Here is a 21531-nt window from a genome sequence, read left to right as displayed (position 1 = left end):
TGACGGGCCTCCAGGGCCTTCTGCCCCTTTTCCAGGGCCTCCTGACGAGCCTCCAAGGCCTTCTGCCCTTTTTCTAAAGCACCCAAAGAAGACTTTAAGTCCTTAATGTCAGTTTTTATTCCGGTGATGTCACTCTTCATATCCTTAATTTCTGTAAGGATCTCTTTTAGAAGATGTTCACTCATACCAATCACCCCAAAAGTATTATAGCATGTCCAAAGAACACATGAACATATTTTTCCAGATGCTTCGCTTAAGAAAGGATCTAGGCGGAAAGCATTCAAAATGGAACAATTTTATGAGAGATTGCATAAAACCCGGCGGCGTTACAGTCCACCGGGTTTTTACTTATTTAATCTGGCCCCAAATTGTTGCAGTTTTTTCTGCACCCAGGTGATGTCTTCCCGGCTGAAATTTCTGGGAGATTTGTTTTCCGCCAGGGACCGGGCGGCTGCCACGCCGGCGGCGTCACCGAGGACTGCCAGGTTGGGTAAGACCCTGAGCTCCGCCCAGGCGAAGGAGGAGATGCCGGCGGCGTAGCCCGGGACCAGTAAGTTTTCTGCTTTGGCAGGAAGCAGGGCTTCATAGGGGAGGTAGACCGGGTTGACAGGCTCTCCGCCGGCCTCCAGCCAGTCCGGGCGCAGGTGTCCGGTGACGGGCCACCGGTAGCTTCCGGCGGCCTTTAAATCACTGGGAATAAAGGCATTGATGTCCATCATGTAATAGCCCAGGCCGATGCGGGCGGGATGGTTCTCTGCATCAGCCCCCTGTGAGTCTGCCCCGGCCCCCCGGGCTTCCTCGGTGGTAACAGCAAAGTTAGTGTTCTCTGTTCCGTAGTCCGTTTGCTGGGACAGCGGACTGTGTACAGACTCCCGAATATACAAAATCTGTCCTACCACCGGCAATCCCCGGCTGTCTCGGACCAGTTCCGCCTCACCGAAGCCATACCACCGGCCGGTGACCGGGTCCTGTACTTTAAACTCCCGAAGCGTGCGGATGAACTCGGGATTCTGTAAGAATTGCCGGGCCTTTACCCAGGCCTGGTCCACGTTTAAATGTCCCGGGGGAGTGTCGGCAGGATACCGTTTGCTTCCTTTATCCCGCTCATGGGCCCGGGCATCCACGTTAAAGACCAGCAGGCAGTTGACCCACCAGGTATTGCTGTCCTTGCCGTTGCTGGCAGCATTAATGGGTTTGATGGCAAAGCCTCTGGGGCCGTATTTCTCATTGAAGGCGATGACCTGCGGGTTGGCGGCAAAGACCTGTTTTCCACCCGCCAGGCCCCAGCTGCCCCGGGCATCCCGGACAAATTCCCAGTCCTTGATTTGCGCGTTTTTGGGCGGTGTCTTAACACCGGTTACCTGAAACATTAAGGTGGCGGCCTGCTGCCGGGAAAAAGAAGTCTCGTCCCCCGGCAGGTATTGCCTGGGCCAGTCCCTGCGGCCCACACTAAGGGGATTGCCGGACAACCGGGTTAACCGCCCGTCCACTGTGGCATCAATGAAAATCTTCCCTTTAATCCTTTGGGTACTCTCCCCCCAGGCCACCTCCCCGCTTGGTTGCCGGGCAATACTCCGAAGCCGGACTTCCTTTATCGTATTGTTTTGTACAACGAGATCCTCGATGTCGTAACCATAGAGGATTTTTATATTCGGGAATTGGGCAAGGTCCTCTTTAATGATCTGGGCCAGCCCACCGGTATTGTAAAACTGCCCGGCTTTAGCATACCAGCGCCCAAAGGAACCCTGGGTAACCACTTTTCCCCGCCAGTAACGAATATCAGTGAAATTTTGCCCGCCGGCGGTGCCAATGCCGCCCAACTCTTGAACGGGGTCATTTACCACCAGCAAAATCTTTTTCTCCGGCGCCGCTGCCGCAGCGCTGCGGGCCGCCGCACACCCGTCAAACCCGCCGCCGATAATCACAATGTCCTGCCTGAGGGTCTGATTATATACAAACACACCGTACCCCAGAACCGGCAACAAGATAAAAGACAAAACCCACAGGACTTTTCTCATACATAAAACCCCCGATACTAAGCAGATCTTGTTTTCAGATAAACCCCAACCCCAAAACTGAAGGCCGAAGGCTGACGGCTAAGAGCTAACGGCCAATGGCCAAAAGCCAACATCCAACGGCCTTCCCCAAAGAAATACCCAAAAAAATTGTAATTTACGGCAGGAACCACTATAATATTGGCGAAAATATCCGTATATACATATAAACCGGAGGTTGACATGCTGGATATCAACGCCATACAACAAATTCTACCACATCGCTATCCCTTCCTGTTAGTGGACCGCATTTTGGAGATGGAACAAGGGAAAAAAGTTGTTGGCATAAAGAACGTCACTGCCAATGAGGAATTCTTTCAGGGGCACTTCCCCAATTACCCCGTGATGCCGGGTGTCTTAATCATCGAAGCCATGGCCCAGGTGGGGGCGGTGGCCATCCTTAGTATGCCTGCTTATGCCGGCCGCATTGCTTTCTTTGCCGGCATCGACAAGGCCCGCTTCCGGCGGCAGGTGTTCCCGGGGGATACCCTGCGGATTGAGGTTGAGGTGTTAAAGCTCCGCGGCACCGTTGGCAAGAGCATGGCCAGGGCCTATGTAGGCGAAGAATTGGCCGCTGAAGCTGAGCTAATGTTTGCCATGGGGCAGAAATAAAAAGAATTTAGACGAATTTAAACAGGATTGTCAGGTTTATGGCATTTTTGCCTCAACAAAGATTTTTTTTGGCATTCCTCAGGCGAGGCAGTTAATTTTATTGCTGTACAGGTTTGTACCTCCCGGGTTAGAATAAATAGGATCTGTCATTGTATCTGCCTGAAATTCACTTGGAGGGATAAACGTTGCTTACGTCTTTACCGATGGCTTTTTTGCTGGCCCTGGGAATCGCTCTTTTCATTACACCCTGGGTTCGCAAAGCCGCTTTTCAAATAGGCGCCGTTGATCGGCCGGATCCGCGCAAAGTACACAGCAAAATCATGCCCCGCATGGGCGGGCTGGCTGTGTTTATCGCTTTTGGCGTTACCGTGCTGTTCACTCAACAACTGGATAACCGAATAATCGGTCTGCTGATTGGCGGATGCATGATCATTTTGCTGGGCATTCTTGACGACACCAGAGGTTTGCCGGCCAAGGTGAAGCTGGCAGGTCAGATTGCCGCAGCAGCTGCGGTGATTCCCTTTGGTATTCAGGTGGATTTTATCACCAACCCCCTCAACGGCCACCTGGTGCATCTGGGCGCCTGGGGCATCCCCGTAACCGTCTTTTGGATTATTTCCGTAACCAATGCCATCAACCTGATAGACGGCCTGGACGGGTTGGCAGGAGGCACCTCCTTTATTGCCGCCCTGACCCTGGCCGCGGTCACCTGGCAGCAGGCCCACCTGCTGGGCGGGCTGGGCATGGACGTGGTTTCTCTGGCCCTCATCCTGGCCGCTGCCACCCTAGGCTTTTTACGGCACAACTTTTACCCTGCCAGGATTTTCCTGGGGGATACCGGTTCCATGTTCCTGGGTTATGCTTTGAGCGTCCTGGCGGTCATGGGTGTGGCCAAGGCAGCCACCGCCATCTCGGTCATTATTCCCATGGTGATCCTGGGCATTCCGCTGCTGGACGTGTTTTTCGCCATCCTGCGCCGCTACCAGAGCCACCGGCCCATCTTTCAGCCGGATAAGGAACACCTGCACCACCGCATCATGGCCCTGGGCCTGTCCCATAAGCAAACAGTGCTGGCCATCTACGCCATCAACCTGGTGCTGGGCATCAGCGCGTTCCTGTTAACCGTCATTACCACCAGCCAGGCGGTGCTGCTGCTCTTCATTCTGGCTGTGGTGATCATCGTGGCAGCCAACAAGATCGGCGTCATCGGCAGGGCCACCAGGGCAGGGATTCAATCCTCTGTTTCAGTTTCACAGAACTTACAACAGCGGTCCTCAAAAATGTAGGACCGCTGTTTGGCATTGGTTGCGTTCATCAATCCTAAGAAAGGAAGCGTAGTATGAGAGTTCGTAAGGCCATTATTCCGGCAGCCGGGCTCGGTGTTCGGTTTTTACCGGCCACCAAGGCGCAGCCCAAGGAAATGCTGCCCATTGTGGATACGCCAACCATTCAGTACATAGTCGAAGAAGCGGTTGCATCGGGCATTGAAGATATTCTCATTGTTACGGGCCGCAACAAGCGGGCCATTGAGGACCATTTTGACAAGTCCCTGGAACTGGAAGTGCAGTTAAGCAGTAAACAAAAACACGAATTGCTTGGTTTGGTGCGGGACATCAGCGAAATGGTGGATATCCACTACATTCGCCAGAAGGAACCCCTGGGGTTGGGCCACGCCGTCTACTGCGCCCGCAAGTTTATCGGCGATGAACCCTTTGCGGTGTTGCTGGGAGACGATGTGATTCGCAGCAAAGTACCCTGTCTGAAACAAATGATGAACCTGTACGAAGAGGTCCGCTATACCGTCCTGGGAGTGCAGGAAGTGCCCCGGGAACATGTGAACAGGTACGGCATCGTCGAGGCAGCCACCGAACGTGAAGGGGTCTGCCGCATTTACGACCTGGTGGAGAAGCCGGAAATTGATCAGGCCCCTTCGCAGTTGGCGGTGATGGGAAGGTATATTTTAAGTCCCCGTATTTTTGACATCCTGGCCACCACCAGGCCGGGGGCAGGCGGCGAGATTCAATTGACCGATGCGCTGAAAAAGCTGGTGCAGGCCGAAGCCATTTACGGCTGTTTGTTCGAGGGCAAACGTTATGATGTGGGCGATAAGCTGGGTTATCTGAAGGCCACCGTTGAGTTTGCCCTGGAAAGGCCGGATTTGGCGGAGGAATTCAGGAAATATTTAAAAGAGGTCGTAGGAGAATAATTTCGGGATAAAGGACTGAAGAAGAATCGTGAGAATCTTAGTGACCGGCGGGGCCGGTTTTATTGGTTCCCATGTTGTGGAGGCTTTGCTACAGGCCAACCATGAAGTTTTTGTTATAGACAATTTATCCAGCGGCAAAAAAGAAAATCTTCCCCCGGGCGTTCCCTTTTATCAAAGGGACATTACAGACCCGGGGATTGCGGATATTGTCAAGGAAACCAGGCCCCGGGCTTTAATCCACCAGGCTGCCCAGGTGGCGGTGCCGGTTTCCCTGCGGGATCCCGTTTTTGATGCCAGCGTCAATATTATCGGCACCTTGAACCTGTTGGAAGCGTGCCGGAAATACGGCGTAGAAAAGGTGGTCTTTGCCTCCTCTGCCGCCGTGTACGGCAACCCCGAGTACCTGCCGGTGGATGAGGAACACCCCCTCAGGCCGCTGTCCGGTTACGGCATTTCCAAACTTACCGTAGAAAAATATCTGGAGGCCTACCGGGAACTTTACGGCCTGCGCTGGACCGCCCTGCGCTACGCCAACATTTACGGCCCCCGCCAGGACGCCCAGGGGGAAGGCGGCGTGGTGGCCATTTTTATCGACAAGCTGCTGAACAACCGGCAGGCTGTTATCTTCGGCGACGGCCGGCAGACCCGCGACTTTGTCTACGTCAAGGACGTAGCCGCCGCCAACCTGCTGGCCCTTGAGCAGGGCGATGGCCAGATCCTGAACATCAGCACCGGCCGGGCTTCCACCGTGCATGAGTTATATCATTTAATCCGGCAGGAGCTGGGTTCTTCCCTGGAGCCGGCATACGGTCCCCCTAGGGCCGGTGATATCGTGCATAGCTATCTGGATAATAGACGGGCGGTAGCCCAACTGCACTGGCAGCCCCGGTATAGTCTGGCCGAGGGGCTGAAGGAAACGGTGGAGTATTATCTTCCGTAAGTCAACCAATAAATTCTCCAAGAGTAACAAAGGAGGGAAAGATTTTTGTAATCTTACCCTCCTCTGCTTCTTACTTATTTTCCCGAACTATTAACTGCTTTCTTCCCCTTATTCCCGCTTAAATACCCCTCCAGCATCTTGCGTCGGCTATCCAGCGCCTTTATATCCACGGCCTTGGCCATATTCATCAATCTCCTTCACTGCAATCTTTGTTAACTAATCATAGTATTCCCGTTAAAATGACATTATAAACCTTGCCAGTGCTGGAATAATATGCATAATTATGGTATAGTCCTCATAAAATACTTTTTGTATCATATTTATTTGTTACCGTGGAGGAGATTGCCGTGACGCATAAAATATCCTTTGGAACCGATGGTTGGCGTGGCATTATTGCCAAAGACTTTACCTTTGACAATGTCAGGCTGGTGGCCCGGGCGGTGGCGGCCTACATAAAGGGGCAGGGCCTCGGGGAACGGGGCCTGGTGGTGGGCCGGGACAACCGTTTCCTGGCCGAAGAATTTGCCGAGGCGGTGGCGGAAGAGTTCGTTCAACAGGGGATTCCGGTCTTCCTGTGCTGCGGGGCCACCCCCACCCCGGTGACGGCCTATGCCATTAAAATCCACGGGGCTGCCGGGGCGGTGATGCTGACGGCCAGCCACAACCCGCCGCCCTATAACGGGTTCAAATTTATTCCGGAGTATGCGGGACCGGCCCTGCCGCATATCACCAAGAAAATTGAGGAGAATATCGCCAAACTGCAGGCGGGGGAACCCTGCGACGCTTATGAATTGACGCCGCCGGAGGGGCGTTACGGCAGACTGTTGGAAGAGGAGAAGCCCCGGGCCTGCAGCTGCACGGAGCACAACCCCTTTGACGACTATGTCAAGCACATTGCCTCCCTGGTAGACCTGCAGGCCATTGGCAGGGCGGGGCTGAAGGCGGTCATCGACCCCATGTACGGCGCCGGCATCGGTTATTTGGAACATATTTTGGGAGAAGCCGGGGTTCAACTGGAAGTCATCCACAATCACCGGGACCCGCTGTTTGGGGGCACCCTGCCGGAACCCACCGGCAAGTCCCTGGCGGAGCTGAAAAGCCGGGTCAAGGCCGGCGGGGCCCATTTGGGCTTGGCCCTGGACGGGGACGCGGACCGCTTTGGCATCATTGACGCCGGCGGCGAATATATCACCCCCAACCAGTTCCTGCCCCTGCTCTATTACCACCTGCTGACCGTAAAGGGGTGGCGGGGGCCGGTGGCCAGGACGGTGGCCACCACCCACCTGCTGGACCGGCTGGCGGCGAAGTATGGTCAGCCGGTGTACGAATCCCCGGTGGGCTTCAAATATATCGGCCAGAACCTGTTGGAGAAGGACTGCATTTTGGGCGGGGAAGAAAGCGGCGGTTTGTCCATTAAGGGGCATATCCCGGAGAAGGACGGCATTTTAGCCGGATTGCTGGCCGCCGAAATGGTGGCCTGCCATGGCAAAAGCCTGACGGAACTGCTGCAGCAGGTTTATGCAGAGTTTGGCCGGCTCTACAGCGAGAGATTGGATATTCATACCTCGCCGGAACAAAAGGCGGACATTTTGGACCAATTAAAGGATTTTGCTCCTGACGAGCTGGCCGGGCAGGCGGTGCGGGAGAAAATAACCCTGGACGGCACCAAGCTGGTGCTGGCGGACGGTGCCTGGGTGTTGATCCGTCCTTCCGGCACGGAACCGCTGTTCCGGGTCTATGTAGAGGCCAACAGCCCGGAACAAAAAAATCAGCTGCAACAACAGGTGAAGGATCTGTTAAAATTAAGGTAGGTTTTTAATTATTGGGAAAGACAGATAACTTACGGATGGTATTTTAAGTTATTTGATCATTTATAGAGGAATTAAGAAAGGCGCTGTCGAACATTTTTCGATGGCGCTTTTTTCTTTTGTTTTGCTCGTACATATTTATGAGGTGATATTTTGTTTATCATCAAGAGAGAGAGATACAAACCTTTTCTATATTGTTTGATCTTTCTTTTGGTTTGTCTGATGCTGCCATGGCCGGTCTGGGCCGATGCGCTGGCATCCTCCTACCGGTTTGAGAACAACCTGGCCGCCGGCATCATGGGAATACCGGGCCTCTGGGCCCTGGCCCAAGGCGCCAACGGCGCCGGTCTTACCGGACAGGGTCAGGTGATTGCCGTGGCGGATGCGGGACTGGACGGCGGGGCATGGGAATCCCTGCACCCGGATCTCAAGGACCGCCTGGTGGGGGTCAAGGACTTCAGCGGCGACGGATGGGCCGACCCCAACGGGCACGGGACCCATATTGCCGGCAGTATTGTGGGCACCGGCGCCCGGTCCCAGGGGGCCGTCAAGGGAATAGCCCCGGGCGCAGGTTTGTACTTTCAGGCCACCTATAACGCCAAGGATGACACCTTGCATATCCCCTCTGTTTATGAATTATTGCTGGACGCCTATCATGCCCCCGGCCAACCGAGAATTCATGTCAACAGCTGGGGAGCCAGTTTCAGCGACGGTATTTATGACTGGGATACCTACAGCATGGACAAGTTTGTTTGGGAACACCCGGACATGGTGGTGTTGAAATCCGCAGGCAACGGCTATAAAACCGCCAAACCCTTTGTCAGTTCCCCCGGGGCCGCCAAAAATGCCATCACCGTGGGTTCCACCGAGGGCGCCCGGGGTGTGGACGCCGGTTCCGACAACCCGGACCAGGTGGCGGGGTTCAGCAGCCGGGGCACCTTTGACGGGCGGATCAAACCGGAGGTGCTGGCGCCGGGAACCTGGATCCTGTCTACCCGCAAGACCAGGCCGGACCCGGCCAGGGACAATTACATCGGCATGTACAACCAGTTTTATGGCTATATGAGCGGCACCAGCATGTCCACCGCCCTGACTGCCGGTTCCTTGGCGCTGCTGCGCCAGTACCTGCAGCAAAAGGGACATTCTCCCAGCGCCGCCCAACTGAAGGCGCTGCTTATTTTTGGCGCCCGCCGGCTGCCGGGAGTTGCCGCCGTTGACCAGGGCTTCGGCCGGGTGGATGTGGAGCAGTCCTTAATTGCCCTGGAAAAGGGAGATGCCAGGAGTTTGGACGGGCAGGGGCTCAAGACCGGGGAAAAGGTAACCTACACCTTTACCGGCAACGGTAAACCCTTCAAGGCAGTGCTGGCCTACACGGACTACCCCAAGACGCCGGGCATTGGCAAGGACCTGGTGAATGATTTGGACCTGAAAATTACCGGCCCCGGCGGTAAGGAAGTCTATTGGGGCAACGGTTATATTGACGGGGACCGTCTGAACAATACGGAAGAAATTATTGTCAGTGATACCAAAATGGGAGAGACCTACACCATTGAAGTGATCGGGCAGCAGGTGGTCAAGGGACCGCAGCCCTTTGCCCTGGTCTATGGCACGCTGCCCTACCACGGAACCATCCGTGAGGTTAAGGACAACACCCTTACCTTCACCAACGGCGATGTCTTTAAACTGGATGCGGGTGTGGGAGTTCGCGTGGTGGGGGGGGATGCCCCGTTAAAGAACGCCGGTCTGAAGGACATTCCAGCGGGTGCGGAGGTTTATCTGGTCTTTGATGCAGACGGAAAGGTCCGCCATCTGGATGCCCTGTATACCACCGTAACCAGCAAGGTTCAGTCCAAAGAAGGAAACAACCAGTTGATTATCTTTGACGGCACCCGCTGGACCCTGGCCGACGGAGCCGGGATCTTCGTGGGGGGTAATGAAATAAAGTGGTCGGAGCTCCCCATTGAGGCGGAGGTTAAGATGACGGTCAATCCGGTGACCGCCAGGGTCTGGCGGGTAGACGTTCAAGGGCTGCCGGACCATTCCCCTTATATACCGCTACCCATTTCAGACCGGGAAGTAAGACAGGCCATTGAAAGTTCTAGGAACACCGGTAAGGTGGTTCTTGCCGCCGGGGGAGGCAATGAAACCGGTGAGGACAAGCCTGTTACCCTGGCCATTGGGGCCGCCATGGCAGCGGAGCTTTACCGCAACGGGCGGCCGGTGGAACTAAAGCTGCCCGGCCTGAGCGTGGAAATCCCCGCCGCCGAGTTCGGGCGCATCGGTCAGTCCGAGCAGGGGGCCCAACTGCAGATGCGGGTGGCCTGGCAGTCCGTGGGAGAACAATCTCTGCCCGGCACCGACCCCTTGATGTACCTCCGGCCCGTGGGTAAGCTGGTGGAGGTGCGCCCCGCCATTGTGTGGCCCGACGGCAGCCAGCTGGCGGTCAGTCAATCGAAAAACCCGGTCAAGGTGACCGTTACGTCCCCCATCGGTGCCACGGCGGGATTGAACATCCGGAAGATCGGTGCCTACCGGTTTAATGAGATGACCCGCCAGTGGGAGTTCATCAATAGTGATTACAACCCGGATACCGGTAAGTCCGTCTTTACCGTCGATCGGTTTGGTAAATTTGCGGTCCTGGAAGCCAGCCGTACATTTAACGATATAACGGGGCACTGGGCCAAGCCGAATATTGAAATTATGGCCGCCCGTCATGTGGTGAGGGGTGTCACGCCCGAAACCTTTGGGCCCAATGAAATGGTCACTAGGGGACAGTTTACCGTCATGCTGGTGAGGACCCTGGGACTGCCGGAGGACCCCGCGGCAGCCAGGTTTAGCGACATGCCTCAGGATTACTGGTGTGCCGGGGCGGTGGGCGCCGGGGTTAAAATGGGACTGGTGGCCGGCTACAGCAACGGCGCCTTCGGCCCCAACGACCCCATTACCCGGGAGCAAATGGCGGCCATGCTGGTGCGGGCCATCCGGTTGAACAGCAACAGGGTGATCCCCGACAGCGCGCCCCGGCTCGGCCTGTTTGCAGACGAAAACACCATCGCCCCTTGGGCCAGGACGTCCGTTTCCATCATTGTGCAAGAGGGGCTCATGCGGGGCAGAGGGGAGAATGTATTCGCCCCCAAAGCCCTGACCACCCGGGCCGAAGCGGCTACGGTGATGGTGCGGCTGCTGGAATACCGGGAGAATAATAGGTAGCTGTCAGCTGTCAGCTTTTGGATTCTGCTTAATTGTTAACATGAAGTATATGAGAAGGGTTTTCGTATAGAGGAAGCCCTTCTTTTTTGGACCTATATGTCAAAACGTGCAGGATATAGGAACTTTAAGTAGAACATACTACTTTTATTGTTTATGAGTAAAACTTAAAGCTAACGGCTGATGGCTGACAGCTGAAGGCTAAATTCAGGAGGTTTTACCCTTGTCCACCGGAAAAATGATTGCCCGGGCCACCCTGGTGATCGCAGTGATTAACCTGCTGTCCCGCATTCTGGGTTTTGTCCGGGAGCAGGTCATTGCTTATATGTTTGGCGCCACCGGCGTTACCGATGCCTATGTGGTGGCCTATAATATTCCCAACGCGGTCTTCGCCATTGTCATTGGCGCGCTGGCCACCGTGGTGGTGCCCGTATTCAGTGAATATGCCGCCAAAGGGCAAAAGGATGAGGCCTGGCGGCTGTTTAATACCGTGATTACCATGGTGGTTATTATTTTCTCCCTGATTACCGTGGCAGGAATTTTTGCTGCCCCGCTGCTGGTCAAACTGACGGCCCCCGGATTAAGTACCGAAGTGGCCGGCTTAGCCACCCGGCTGACCGTCATCATGCTGCCCATCCTGGTGTTCTACGGTTTGTCCACCGTATTCCAGGGGCTTCTCAACGCCAACCAGGTCTTTGGCATCCCGGCCTTAAGTGTCAGCGTCACCAATATCACCATCATTGTTGCCGCCTTAACCCTGGGCAGCGCCTATGGTATCGACGGTCTGGCAGCCGGCACGGTGCTGGGTTTCGTCCTGGCGGCCCTGATGCAGGTCCCCAAGCTCAGACAGGTGGGCTTCCGGTTTAAATTTAACACCGACTGGCGGCATCCCGGGGTACGCAAGGTGCTGTACCTGGTGATGCCGGTGGCCATCGGCACGTCCCTCAACCAGATCTACCTGATTATCGACCGCATCCTGGCCTCGGGTCTGGCAGAGGGCAGTATTTCCGCCCTGAACTATGCCAACCGGATTATCCTGATGCCCATTACCTTTTTTGTGCTGGCCGTCGGCACCGCCTTTTACCCCACCATTACCGCCCTGGCTTCCCAGGGTCAAAAGCAGGAACTGGCGGATACGGTGCTGCGGGCCATCCGCATGGTCATTCTCTTTTCCCTGCCCGCCGGCGTCGGGCTGATGGTCTTAGCCACACCTATTATTAAGCTGCTTTTTGAACACGGCCAGTTCACCGCCAGGGCCACCGAGATGACAGCCTTTGCCCTGATGATGTATGCCATCGGTCTGGTGGGCCAGGCGGCCAACATCATTCTCACCCGGGCTTTTTATGCCCAGCAGGACACCAGGACCCCCGTCATACTAATGGCCGTTACGGTGGTGGTGAACCTCATCTTCAGCCTGCTGCTCATCGGCCCCTTAAAGCATGGCGGCCTGGCCCTGGCCAACTCCATTGCCTCACTGGTCAACACCGCCATGCTGACCTGGTTCCTCAATAAACGGATACCGGGCATGTTGAACGCCGGCGTGGTCAAATTCCTGTTGCAAACCTCCCTGGCCACCGCCGCCATGGCCGCGGCAGCCCGGGGGGTTGATGCAGCGATGGCCGGCCTGCTGGCCCCGTACGGTACCCTGGGCCTGGCGGCCCAGGTGGGCGCCGGGATCTCCGCCGGGCTCCTGGTCTTTGTTGCGGCCGTTTTTCTGCTGAAAATGGAAGAAGCAGCCCTGGTTACCCTTTATGCCGGTAAATTCCTGAGGCGCCTTCGCCCCTCCCGGGGCTAGGCCGCCGCACACCAAAAAGGCCCCTGGCGCATAACATGGGTTAGGGGAGGTGCGTGCCATGATAAAAGCAACCCAACTGGCAACCAAGGACATTGTCAATCTCAAGGACGGCGCCAAACTGGGGCCGGTGAAGGATTTGCACATTGATCTGGAAACCGGCCGGGTGGTGGCCCTGGTGCTGCAGGCGCCCCGCCGTTATTTCGGCCTGGTGCGTTCCGGCAAGGATATGGTGATTCCTTGGGAACTGGTGAAAAAATTCGGCATCGACACGGTTTTGGTGGATTTGGAGCCCATGGACCGTTCCTACTACGAAGTCAAATAGATTTTGTTTGACACAAAGTACCTGCTTTGCTAAAATAAATCTGGCATTTTGCTAATATTTCTGTGCTCATCAAGAGAGGTGGAGGGACTGGCCCGATGAAACCCGGCAACCTCACGGAAGGTGCCAAGTCCTGCAGGAAGTTTCTTCCTGACAGATGAGGTCATTGTGAGAAAATGCTGGGAAAAATAACCTCTCCTGCCGGAGAGGTTTATTTCTTGATGGTAGCGGGAAAAGTTAATAGAGGGAGGGAACACCGTTGAGCAGAAAACTTTTTACATCCGAATCCGTAACTGAAGGCCACCCTGATAAAGTGGCGGATCAAATTTCCGATGCCATATTGGATTCCATTCTGGCCAAAGATCCCATGGCCAGAGTTGCCTGCGAGACCTTTGTCACCACCGGCCTGGTCCTGGTGGGCGGGGAAATTTCCTGCAATTGTTATGTGGATATTCCCAAAGTAGCCCGGGAAACCATCCTGGAAATCGGTTACACCAGGGCCAAATACGGTTTTGACGGGGACACCTGCGCGGTCCTCACCGCCATCGACGAGCAGTCGCCGGACATTGCCATGGGGGTGGACAAAGCCCTGGAGGCCAAAACCGGCGAAATGACCGAAGATGAAATCGAAGCCATCGGCGCCGGTGACCAGGGCATGATGTTTGGCTTTGCCACCGATGAAACCCCCGAATTGATGCCCCTGCCCATTTCTCTGGCCCACAAGATGGCCCGCCGTTTGGCCGAAGTCCGCAAGAGCGGCCTGGTGGATTACCTGCGTCCGGACGGCAAGACCCAGGTGACGGTGGAATACGAAGGGGACCGGCCGGCCCGCATCGACACCGTGGTCATTTCCACCCAGCACCACCCGGAAGTGGAACTGGCCGTCATTCGCCAGGATATGATTGAAAAGGTGGCCCGCTATGTGCTGCCTCCGGAACTGGTAGATAACAAGACACGCTTCTTTATTAACCCCACCGGCCGTTTTGTTATCGGTGGCCCCCACGGGGATGCCGGCCTTACCGGGCGTAAAATCATCGTGGACACCTACGGCGGCCGCGCCCGTCACGGCGGTGGCGCCTTCTCCGGCAAAGACCCCACCAAGGTAGACCGCTCCGCCAGCTACGCCGCCCGCTATGTGGCGAAAAACATTGTGGCAGCCGGCCTGGCCAGGAGATGCGAAGTGCAAGTGGCCTACGCCATCGGCGTTGCCCGCCCGGTATCTGTGCGGGTGCAGACCTTCGGCACCGGCGTGGTCAGTGACGATGTCATCATCGACCTTATCAACCGTCACTTCGACCTGCGTCCCGCCGGCATCATCAAGGCTCTGGACCTGCGCCGCCCCATCTACAAACAAACAGCCGCCTACGGCCACTTCGGCCGCCCCGACCTGGACCTCCCCTGGGAGCGCACCGACAAGGCGGAAATCCTGCGGGCTGAGGCAGGACTCAAATAAGATCAAAAGACGAAAGCGCTTCATCATCAAGACGAAGCGCTTTTCCATTTTCCCCCAAAAGGGGTCTGACCCCCTAAAAAAACTGCATCGACAGGGTTCGAGGCAGAAGTTACTTGACCTGTGATATAATACTTAAAAGTTAGGGAAACCGGGTGAGTAATATGCCGAGAAAACCCCGTATTTGGTATCCGGGCGCCATATACCATGTTGTTTGCCGTGGCAACCGTAAAAGCGATATTTTTAGGGATCGTGAAGATTATCAAGTTTATCTCGAAATATTATGCAAGGCAAAGAGAGAATATTTCTTTAAACTGTATACCTATTGTTTGATGACTAACCACGTTCATTTACATATAGAAACAGGAGATGTTGATATCAGCAAGATTATGAAAAAAATAAACATGCTCTATGCTATTTACTTCAATCAAAAGCATGATATTTCCGGCCATTTGTTTCAGGGTAGATTTAACTCACAAATCATTGAGAAGGATGGGTATAATTTAGAAGTGAACAAGTATATCCATCTTAATCCTGTTCGCGCCAACATGGTTTTGAATCCTGCCGATTATCATTGGAGTAGTTACAATATCTATTTAGGAAAAACCTTCAGTGACTTGGTTGAAACAGATAAAATACTTAGCTACTTTCCCGGTAACAGTGTTCATCAATACATAAAATTTATTACCTCAGAAACCAATTATTCCCAAAAGGGGTCTGACCCCCGATAATTTACTTACTCTTTGCCGCCTCTCCTATCCTTATACTTTTCTTTCAGTTCATGAACCAGTAATTTATCAGCGGCTCCGGAGTTTTTTTTCATTTGATATGTATGATGAATTAAGCTCAGGGTATTGCTTAAAGAAACCAGCCATTCTTCAATGACCTCATTGGAATAACCCTGTGCTTTAATAATCTGGATCAGTCGAATAAGCTTATGGTTTTTCCGGTCCAGCACAAAGGACGTAATTTCAGGCGGCAAGTCAGCTAAATGGTCGGGGGGTTGCCTCTGGGGTTCATCAGTAAGGCCCAATAAATAGTCCACACTGCAGTTAAAAAAAACGGCCAGTCTTTTCAGTGTATCGGGGTCCGGGTGGCGCTTTTCTGTTTCGTAGAGCGCAATGGCGGATTTCCCAATGTTTAATGCCTCACCCAAAGCCTGCTGGGTGAGGCCTCTGCTTTCCCTGAGCTCTTTCATTCTTTGTCTGAAGATACCCACGCAATACACCTCGAGTCAATTATATCGAGGGCGTTTGTCAATACAATCAAATGTTTCATAGTGAAATTAAAATCCTTGACAATGTTTCAAATTGAAATTATTGTATAGGCAGCTAACTCTATCTTTGCGAACCAAAAACCTACAGGAGGCGCTAGGGATGAGCGAAAACCAGGGGGATGTCTATAGTTATCTTTTAGTAAAGGAAGATTCGGCAGGATACAAGGGTTTCGCCAATAACATTCACCGGGTGGTAAAAATTAAGTTAGCCGGGGAAATGGCTGCTGGAATTGCCCATGAGATAAGAAATCCCATGACCACCGTGCGCGGATTGCTGCAGATGCTTGCCAATGAAAAAGCCTGCCCCGGTTTTGAGGAACGTCTGCAGGTCATGCTGGAGGAACTGGATCGGGCCAATTCCATTATTTCAGAAGTACTTCTTCTGGCGCCTACCAAGGTATCGAATCTCAAGCGTATCATACTGAATAATATCCTGGAAGGTCTGCTGCCTACCATAAGCTCCGAAGCTGATCGAACCGGTAAAAAGGTCCTGTTTGAACCGGGGATGATTCCTTACCTGTGGTTAAACGAACAAGAAATTGCCAAACTGGTCCTGAACCTGGCGCGCAACGGTTTGGAGGCAATGTCAGACGGCGGCACTCTTAGAATTAAAACCTTTGTGGACGGCCCGGAGATTGTACTGTCCATACAGGACCAGGGAAAGGGGATCAAAGTGGGCATCCTTGATATGCTGGGAACCCCCTTTTTTACCACCAAGGAGCAGGGTACCGGCTTGGGCCTGGCGGTCTGCTATAGCATCGCCGCCAGGCACAACGCCACCATAAAGGTGGAAACCGGTGCCAAAGGCAGTACCTTCTTTGTCCGGTTTCAACATCAACCATAAGTTACCGCTCACCCCCTGTGCCGGTGTAAACATACTCTAAAAGCACAGGGGGTGTTGTTATGTGGGAGACTGTCTGTTATTTGATCATTTTAATCCTGGCCTGCTACGGTATCTACTATTTAGTGCAGGACTTGTTCCGTTTGTTCAGGCACCTGCCCGGCCCGCCGGTGAGCATGCTGGTGGTGATGCGCAACAGGGCAGTGGACGTGGAATACCTGATGCGGCGGTTGGCATCCTGGCGAAAATACCAGTGGGTGAACCTGGATGTCGTGGTGGTGGATGACGGTTCGGAGGACGATACCGCCAATATCCTCAGGGGTTTACAGGCAAACTTGTCCTTTCGCCTGGTAACCCTGGAGCCGGAAAGTCCGCCGGAGCATCCTTTCCGGAAGGACCGGGCCCTCCTGACCGGACTGCTGTACTGCCATAATGCCCTGGTGTGGGTGGTGGACCTGAGAAAACTTCCACAGGGCCTGCTGGCCGAAAAGGTTTTCCGTGTATTTTTCTGCCAGGGCTGGAGGTGAATTACCATTTATTGTCGAATATTGGAGACCGAGGGGGGTGGTTATGATCGCAAGACAGGGAAGTCTTGGCTTACTTTATACATGGACCATCATTTTGCTGGGCTTTGGCTGGCTGTGGAAGATTTTTCCCCAGCTAAATCTGGACCAGGGGGGGACGCTGGCAATCCTCATTGTCCTGGGTATCCTGGCTGAGTGGATGGCGGTTCCCTTTCCCCAGGGTTACTTATCCGGGGGGTACGTCATCGTTGCGGCCACCCAGTTGATCTGCGGCGGTGCGGCCACCGCCTGGGTGACCGGGTTGGTCTCCCTGATCGGGCTGGGCATTGCCAACCGCGGCAATCCATTGCGAACCACCCTGTTTAACAGTTCCCAACACGTCTTGGCGGCTGCCGCTGCGGCCTTTGTCTTTGAGCAGGCGGAGGGCGAGATTTTGCCCATCCTTCTGTTTACCCTGGTATATTTTGCCGTCAACCACATCCTGGTTTATTTCTACCTGCTGCCCGGACGCCGGGATCACCCGGATTTATTTGGCTGGGATGCCCTGCGCTGGGACGGTTATACCTACCTCTTTACCGCTCCTTACGGATCTTTGATGGCTGCCCTTTATCTTAAGATGGGTGTCAGCTGGGCCCTGGTCTTATTCCTGCCGGTGCTGGCGGCCCAGTTAATTTTCCGTAAATATGTACATATGGAGCTGTCCAACCGGGAACTGACCGCCCTTTTCCAGGTGGCCAGGCGTTTGCGGGTCAGTAATGAACCGGACACCTTCTTTAATCAAATTTTGCAGGAATCCCGGCGCATTGTCCCGTTCCATACGGCTGTAATCTTCTTTTGGTCCCAGGAACGCCAGTTGTTTTTACCCGGCGCCGCTCAGGGGCCCTGGCAGGATGAGATGTGCAACGTGGCGGTGGCGCCCGGCGAAGGTTTGGTGGGACAGGTTGTGGAGAGCAAAGAACCCGTTGTCATCGATGATGTCCGGGCCATGGATTCCCCTGCAGATGCCGGTCCCTTCCGGCGTTTCCGGTCGGTGCTGGTGGTTCCCCTGCTGGCCCGGGGCGAGGTCACCGGTGTTCTGGCGCTGGGGAACATGCATCCCTGTGCCTATGAAGAGAAGCATGTGCAGATGATCAGCATTATCGGCGGCCAGGCGGGTATCGTGCTGGCCAACGATATGCTGGTGGAGAAAATCCGGCACCTGTCTGTCACAGACCGGTTGACGGAGTTTTTGAACCACAGGCAGTTTTACCACCGGGCGGTAAAGGAAATGATGCGGTCCCAGGCCGCGGGGGAGCCCGCTTCCCTGCTGCTGGTGAATATTGATAACATGCGTGTGTTCAACTCCCGCTACGGGCACGGGGCAGGGGATGCGGTGATTCAAATGGTGGCTGCGGTGCTGCGGGATGTCACCCGGCCCGCAGATCTCCTTGGCCGGTACGGGGGCGGTGAGCTGGCGGTGCTGGCGCCGGGTTGCGACACAGCAGCCGCCCTAAAACTGGCCGAACAGATCCGCGTAGAGGTGAGGGACTGCCGGCTGGTGCCCGAGGAATCCAAGCAGCAGGTAAGGGTAACGGTATCCGTCGGGGTGGCCACCTTCCCCCAGGATACCGCCGACCCGGACCAACTCTTCTTCGGGGCGGAAAAGGCGGTGGCCCGGGCCAAAGAGTTGGGCCGGGACCGTTCCATTGCTTACAGCCAGCTGGTAAAGGAAATCAAATTAAAAGTACAAAAGGACGTAACTTCAGCAGTTCCTTAAAATCGGACACCGACTTGCCGCAAGTCGGTGTTTTTTACCTGTTTTATAGCCCGGTTGCTGCAAGTCTGCTATCAACCTGCGTCAAATGGGCTTTTTTCTTTCTGCCGGGAAGCCGCTACAATTACATCAAGCGCTGAACCAAAGGGGCCGGCCCCTAAAAAACAAAGGAGGAAGCCAAAATGGCAGTGGTAAAACAACCCTTTTCCTGCAGTATGAAATTGCGTTACCAAAAGGGCGTCAACGCCAGCGGAGATCCGGTTTATGTAAACCGCACCTATGCCAGGGTGAAACTGACCGCCACCGACCAGGACCTGTATGATGTGGCCCAGGCCATCAGCAGCCTGCAGGACAATGCCCTGCTGGCCGTCTACCGGGTGGATGACGGCGAATTAATCAACCAATAAGGAGGTCATAAAGGATGAGTAAAACACTGGAGCTGATCTTTGTCAACATGGCCGGTAGTAAAGTAACCCTGCGGGTGGCCGAACCCAGGGACAACCTGCAGGAATCCGAAGTGCGGGCAGTCATGGACCAGATCGTGGCCAAGGACATCTTTACCAGCCCCGGCGGCAGCCTGGTAAGCGCAGCCGGAGCCCGCATCGTCAGCCGCGACGTAACCGAAATGGACATTATCTAAACCCAAGGGCCGGGGCGGGGAAACCCGCCCTGGTTAGCCCTCGGTCATCTGCCGTCAGCTAAAGAATTAACAACCAAAGGCTGATGGCTGAAAGCTGACGGCAGGACCCCAAAGCAATACCTCAAAGGAGGTTTTCCCATGTCCCTCGATCTTAGCCTTGCCCGGCAGGTCTCTGCCCTGGAGGCGGACGTCGGCCATTTAAAGGAATGGCAGGAGTGCCAGGCCGAAGCGCTGGAAAGGTTGGAGGCCAGGCTGGGGCAAATCCTTATGTGGCTGCTGGGTTTAATGGGCGGTGTAACAGCCTCCCTAATCCTGCTGGTGATAAACCTGGCTTCCGGCAGGCTATAACCCGGAGGAGGTGAAAAAATGGCCGAAGAAATACGATGGCTGCTGGCAGACCTTTTGCTGGCCGCAGTCCCGGTCATGGCCGGCGGGCTTACCCTGCTGCTGCACCGGTTGGTGAAAAATCTCAAGGACGGTTTTGCCGCCCGGCAGTATTGGTTTTATCTGGACCTCTTGGAGCAGACCGTAACCGTTGTGGTTAAGAGCCTCATGCCCAGGGTGAACCAGATGAAGTCCCTCAATCAGGAGCGTCGGTTGACACCGGAGCAAATTACCCAGGTCCAAAGGGAAGCCAGGGAAATGGTTATGAACCAGCTTTCCCAGGCGGCCCGCCAGGCCCTGGGGCGCCTCTATCGTGACCTGGACAGTATGATAACAGCCCGCATCGAAGCGGAGGTGTTTGACGTTAAAAGAGGTGGCAGGCCGGCGAATTTGCAGGAGTCCTGTCAGCTGCCGGAGAAATAAGGACGAAGCGTATACTTCAAGCGCTTTGAGGAGAAGGAGAAACGATGCACCCCCTGCTGGAAGCCCTGGTAAACTTGTTTTTCCCCGAGCGGCCCGGCTGCAAGCTATGCGGCAGTCCCGGCGAAGGAGACCTGTGCTTCGCCTGCCGGCATGAACTGTCGGTTTGGGCAGCCAAACCAAAGTGCCCGGTTTGCGGCAGGCCGGTTCCTCTTCAGGGCCGGCTGGTCACCCTGTGCCGGGATTGCCGCCGCCGGCCCCCGCCCTTTGAGATGGCCAGGGCAGTGGGTCCCTATGAAGGCGGTTTGCGGGAGGCCATTCACCTTTTAAAATATAAGGGAAGAAAATCCCTGGCCCCGCTGTTGGGGAGACTCCTGCTGGAGACCCTGCCCAAATACCCCCCGCTGCTGAATTGTGATCTTGTGCTGCCGGTACCCTTATCCCCGGGGAGATTAAGGGAGCGGGGCTTTAACCAAGCGGAGTTGCTGGCCGTTGCAGTAGCCAGGGGCCTCAACCTGCCGCTGTTAAGCCATGCACTCATGAAAACCGCCGAAACACCGCCCCAGACGGGACTGACCCGGCAGCAGAGGGAGCAAAACCTGCAGGGGTCCTTTCAAGTGACGGCGCCGGAGCAAATCAGGGATAAAAACATCTTGATCGTAGATGATGTTTTCACCACCGGATCAACGGTTTCTGCCATGGCAGAGACCCTCAGGGGTCAGGGGGCGGCAAGCATCTTTGTCATCACGGTGGCCAACGCAGCCAAATAGCACTGGCAATGCCTTATCAACATAAAACACAGAAAAGCGCCGGGACACCGGGAGTTCCGGCGTTTTTTCTTACCTTTTTTATATCTCCACCGTCAGAACCGGCAGCAATATTATGAAATAAAATAGAAAATGGCAGAGCGTTCAGAAGTTGGTGCTATTACAGGGAAAATCATCGGTTTTGCCGTTACAGCCCAGGCAATCAGGCTAGAATACGACTGTATCACCAAAGCAAAATTCCCGGAATTTATATTCCATATATTGGAAAATAAAAATCTTCTACAAAAATTATGCCAACTTTTTCTTCTTTTTGACAAAATACACAGCTCTATCCACCTGATGTCCACAGAAAAACCCCTGATTTGATGGGTTATTAACAGACTTATCCACATTGTCCACAGGAAAAACCTTTTCAACAAGGAATTTTTCGACAAAGCAGCGGAAATCCTCCCGGGCAGGTAACACTTGACAGAGACCAGGCAAAATGATAAGATGAGCGCATGTGAGTTCCATGGGGCTCTCTGAAAGTATTTTG

20 protein-coding genes, 1 pseudogene and 1 riboswitch are annotated in these 21531 nt (G+C 54.5%); of the genes and pseudogenes, 18 read left to right on the top strand and 3 right to left on the bottom strand.

The window, feature by feature from the left end:
• Positions 1-185, bottom strand: a pseudogene (locus BUB67_RS16325) (hydrolase); the annotation flags it as partial.
• Between the two features lie 159 nt (positions 186-344).
• Entirely contained in the window at positions 345-2018 is a 1674-nt protein-coding gene (locus BUB67_RS04375; protein WP_073236361.1) for an FAD-dependent oxidoreductase, read from the bottom strand.
• A 219-nt stretch (positions 2019-2237) separates the two neighbouring features.
• On the opposite strand from BUB67_RS04375, the gene fabZ reads away from it, so the two are divergent.
• From fabZ to BUB67_RS04325, 10 genes are all read left to right on the top strand, one after another.
• Positions 2238-2666, top strand: coding sequence for a 3-hydroxyacyl-ACP dehydratase FabZ (gene fabZ / locus BUB67_RS04370; protein ID WP_073236358.1), 429 nt, complete (start codon positions 2238-2240; stop codon positions 2664-2666).
• A 203-nt stretch (positions 2667-2869) separates the two neighbouring features.
• Positions 2870-3952 carry a glycosyltransferase family 4 protein gene (locus BUB67_RS04365; RefSeq protein WP_073236354.1) on the top strand — a complete coding sequence of 361 codons (1083 nt, stop codon included), beginning with the start codon at positions 2870-2872 and terminating at the stop codon, positions 3950-3952.
• Positions 3953-4005: 53 nt separating this feature from the next.
• On the top strand, positions 4006-4872 hold the full coding sequence (galU, locus tag BUB67_RS04360) for a UTP--glucose-1-phosphate uridylyltransferase GalU (protein ID WP_073236352.1): 867 nt from the start codon (positions 4006-4008) through the stop codon (positions 4870-4872).
• Positions 4873-4900: 28 nt separating this feature from the next.
• Positions 4901-5812: an SDR family oxidoreductase gene (locus BUB67_RS04355; protein ID WP_073236349.1), complete on the top strand. Its 912-nt coding sequence runs from the start codon at positions 4901-4903 to the stop codon at positions 5810-5812.
• A gap of 347 nt (positions 5813-6159) precedes the next feature.
• The gene (locus BUB67_RS04350) at positions 6160-7623 is read left to right on the top strand and encodes a phosphoglucomutase/phosphomannomutase family protein (RefSeq protein ID WP_073236346.1); all 1464 of its coding nucleotides are present in this window, start codon (positions 6160-6162) and stop codon (positions 7621-7623) included.
• A gap of 150 nt (positions 7624-7773) precedes the next feature.
• Positions 7774-10830: a S8 family serine peptidase gene (locus tag BUB67_RS04345; protein WP_238456949.1), complete on the top strand. Its 3057-nt coding sequence runs from the start codon at positions 7774-7776 to the stop codon at positions 10828-10830.
• 220 nt (positions 10831-11050) lie between these two features.
• A complete protein-coding gene (gene murJ / locus BUB67_RS04340; protein WP_073236343.1) occupies positions 11051-12622 on the top strand; it encodes a murein biosynthesis integral membrane protein MurJ in 1572 nt (523 codons plus the stop codon).
• Positions 12623-12680: 58 nt separating this feature from the next.
• Positions 12681-12944 carry a YlmC/YmxH family sporulation protein gene (locus BUB67_RS04335; protein WP_073236340.1) on the top strand — a complete coding sequence of 88 codons (264 nt, stop codon included), beginning with the start codon at positions 12681-12683 and terminating at the stop codon, positions 12942-12944.
• Positions 12945-13007: 63 nt separating this feature from the next.
• Positions 13008-13105, top strand: a riboswitch (SAM riboswitch).
• 95 nt (positions 13106-13200) lie between these two features.
• The gene (gene metK, locus BUB67_RS04330) at positions 13201-14394 is read left to right on the top strand and encodes a methionine adenosyltransferase (protein ID WP_073236336.1); all 1194 of its coding nucleotides are present in this window, start codon (positions 13201-13203) and stop codon (positions 14392-14394) included.
• A 161-nt stretch (positions 14395-14555) separates the two neighbouring features.
• Positions 14556-15122, top strand: a complete 567-nt coding sequence (locus BUB67_RS04325) for a transposase (protein ID WP_073236333.1) — start codon at positions 14556-14558, stop codon at positions 15120-15122.
• Between the two features lie 5 nt (positions 15123-15127).
• Here the strand turns inward: BUB67_RS04325 and BUB67_RS04320 are convergent, their stop codons facing one another.
• Positions 15128-15610, bottom strand: coding sequence for a helix-turn-helix domain-containing protein (locus tag BUB67_RS04320; protein WP_073236331.1), 483 nt, complete (start codon positions 15608-15610; stop codon positions 15128-15130).
• A 157-nt stretch (positions 15611-15767) separates the two neighbouring features.
• Between BUB67_RS04320 and BUB67_RS04315 the strand changes: the two genes are divergently transcribed.
• The 8 genes from BUB67_RS04315 (at position 15768) to BUB67_RS04280 (ending at position 20999) form a co-directional block, all read left to right on the top strand.
• Positions 15768-16511, top strand: a complete 744-nt coding sequence (locus BUB67_RS04315; protein ID WP_073236328.1) for a sensor histidine kinase — start codon at positions 15768-15770, stop codon at positions 16509-16511.
• A 59-nt stretch (positions 16512-16570) separates the two neighbouring features.
• On the top strand, positions 16571-17035 hold the full coding sequence (locus tag BUB67_RS04310; protein ID WP_073236325.1) for a glycosyltransferase: 465 nt from the start codon (positions 16571-16573) through the stop codon (positions 17033-17035).
• A gap of 43 nt (positions 17036-17078) precedes the next feature.
• On the top strand, positions 17079-18788 hold the full coding sequence (locus BUB67_RS04305) for a sensor domain-containing diguanylate cyclase (protein WP_084127636.1): 1710 nt from the start codon (positions 17079-17081) through the stop codon (positions 18786-18788).
• A 179-nt stretch (positions 18789-18967) separates the two neighbouring features.
• Positions 18968-19192 carry a DUF1659 domain-containing protein gene (locus tag BUB67_RS04300; protein ID WP_073236322.1) on the top strand — a complete coding sequence of 75 codons (225 nt, stop codon included), beginning with the start codon at positions 18968-18970 and terminating at the stop codon, positions 19190-19192.
• 14 nt (positions 19193-19206) lie between these two features.
• On the top strand, positions 19207-19425 hold the full coding sequence (locus BUB67_RS04295) for a DUF2922 domain-containing protein (protein ID WP_073236320.1): 219 nt from the start codon (positions 19207-19209) through the stop codon (positions 19423-19425).
• Between the two features lie 138 nt (positions 19426-19563).
• On the top strand, positions 19564-19773 hold the full coding sequence (locus BUB67_RS04290) for a hypothetical protein (protein ID WP_073236317.1): 210 nt from the start codon (positions 19564-19566) through the stop codon (positions 19771-19773).
• An 18-nt stretch (positions 19774-19791) separates the two neighbouring features.
• Complete coding sequence (locus BUB67_RS04285) at positions 19792-20232, top strand: hypothetical protein (RefSeq protein WP_073236315.1); 441 nt, start codon at positions 19792-19794, stop codon at positions 20230-20232.
• A gap of 44 nt (positions 20233-20276) precedes the next feature.
• A complete protein-coding gene (locus BUB67_RS04280) occupies positions 20277-20999 on the top strand; it encodes a ComF family protein (RefSeq protein WP_073236313.1) in 723 nt (240 codons plus the stop codon).
• Positions 21000-21531: the final 532 nt, after the last annotated feature.

Origin of the sequence: Desulforamulus putei DSM 12395, from assembly GCF_900129195.1 — a bacterium.
GTDB lineage: Bacteria > Bacillota > Desulfotomaculia > Desulfotomaculales > Desulfotomaculaceae > Desulfotomaculum > Desulfotomaculum putei.
Note: the sequence above shows the minus strand (reverse complement) of the source record. Positions and strands in the feature narration are given on the sequence as shown.

Bases quoted from the DNA above. Each gene is read 5' to 3' on its own strand.
- BUB67_RS04375 (WP_073236361.1), bottom strand. From the start codon at position 2,018: ATGAGAAAAGTCCTGTGGGTTTTGTCTTTTATCTTGTTGCCGGTTCTG.
- fabZ (WP_073236358.1), top strand. From the start codon at position 2,238: ATGCTGGATATCAACGCCATACAACAAATTCTACCACATCGCTATCCC.
- BUB67_RS04365 (WP_073236354.1), top strand. From the start codon at position 2,870: ATGGCTTTTTTGCTGGCCCTGGGAATCGCTCTTTTCATTACACCCTGG.
- galU (WP_073236352.1), top strand. From the start codon at position 4,006: ATGAGAGTTCGTAAGGCCATTATTCCGGCAGCCGGGCTCGGTGTTCGG.
- BUB67_RS04335 (WP_073236340.1), top strand. From the start codon at position 12,681: ATGATAAAAGCAACCCAACTGGCAACCAAGGACATTGTCAATCTCAAG.
- BUB67_RS04325 (WP_073236333.1), top strand. From the start codon at position 14,556: ATGCCGAGAAAACCCCGTATTTGGTATCCGGGCGCCATATACCATGTT.
- BUB67_RS04315 (WP_073236328.1), top strand. From the start codon at position 15,768: ATGAGCGAAAACCAGGGGGATGTCTATAGTTATCTTTTAGTAAAGGAA.
- BUB67_RS04310 (WP_073236325.1), top strand. From the start codon at position 16,571: ATGTGGGAGACTGTCTGTTATTTGATCATTTTAATCCTGGCCTGCTAC.
- BUB67_RS04305 (WP_084127636.1), top strand. From the start codon at position 17,079: ATGATCGCAAGACAGGGAAGTCTTGGCTTACTTTATACATGGACCATC.
- BUB67_RS04300 (WP_073236322.1), top strand. From the start codon at position 18,968: ATGGCAGTGGTAAAACAACCCTTTTCCTGCAGTATGAAATTGCGTTAC.
- BUB67_RS04295 (WP_073236320.1), top strand. From the start codon at position 19,207: ATGAGTAAAACACTGGAGCTGATCTTTGTCAACATGGCCGGTAGTAAA.
- BUB67_RS04290 (WP_073236317.1), top strand. From the start codon at position 19,564: ATGTCCCTCGATCTTAGCCTTGCCCGGCAGGTCTCTGCCCTGGAGGCG.
- BUB67_RS04285 (WP_073236315.1), top strand. From the start codon at position 19,792: ATGGCCGAAGAAATACGATGGCTGCTGGCAGACCTTTTGCTGGCCGCA.
- BUB67_RS04280 (WP_073236313.1), top strand. From the start codon at position 20,277: ATGCACCCCCTGCTGGAAGCCCTGGTAAACTTGTTTTTCCCCGAGCGG.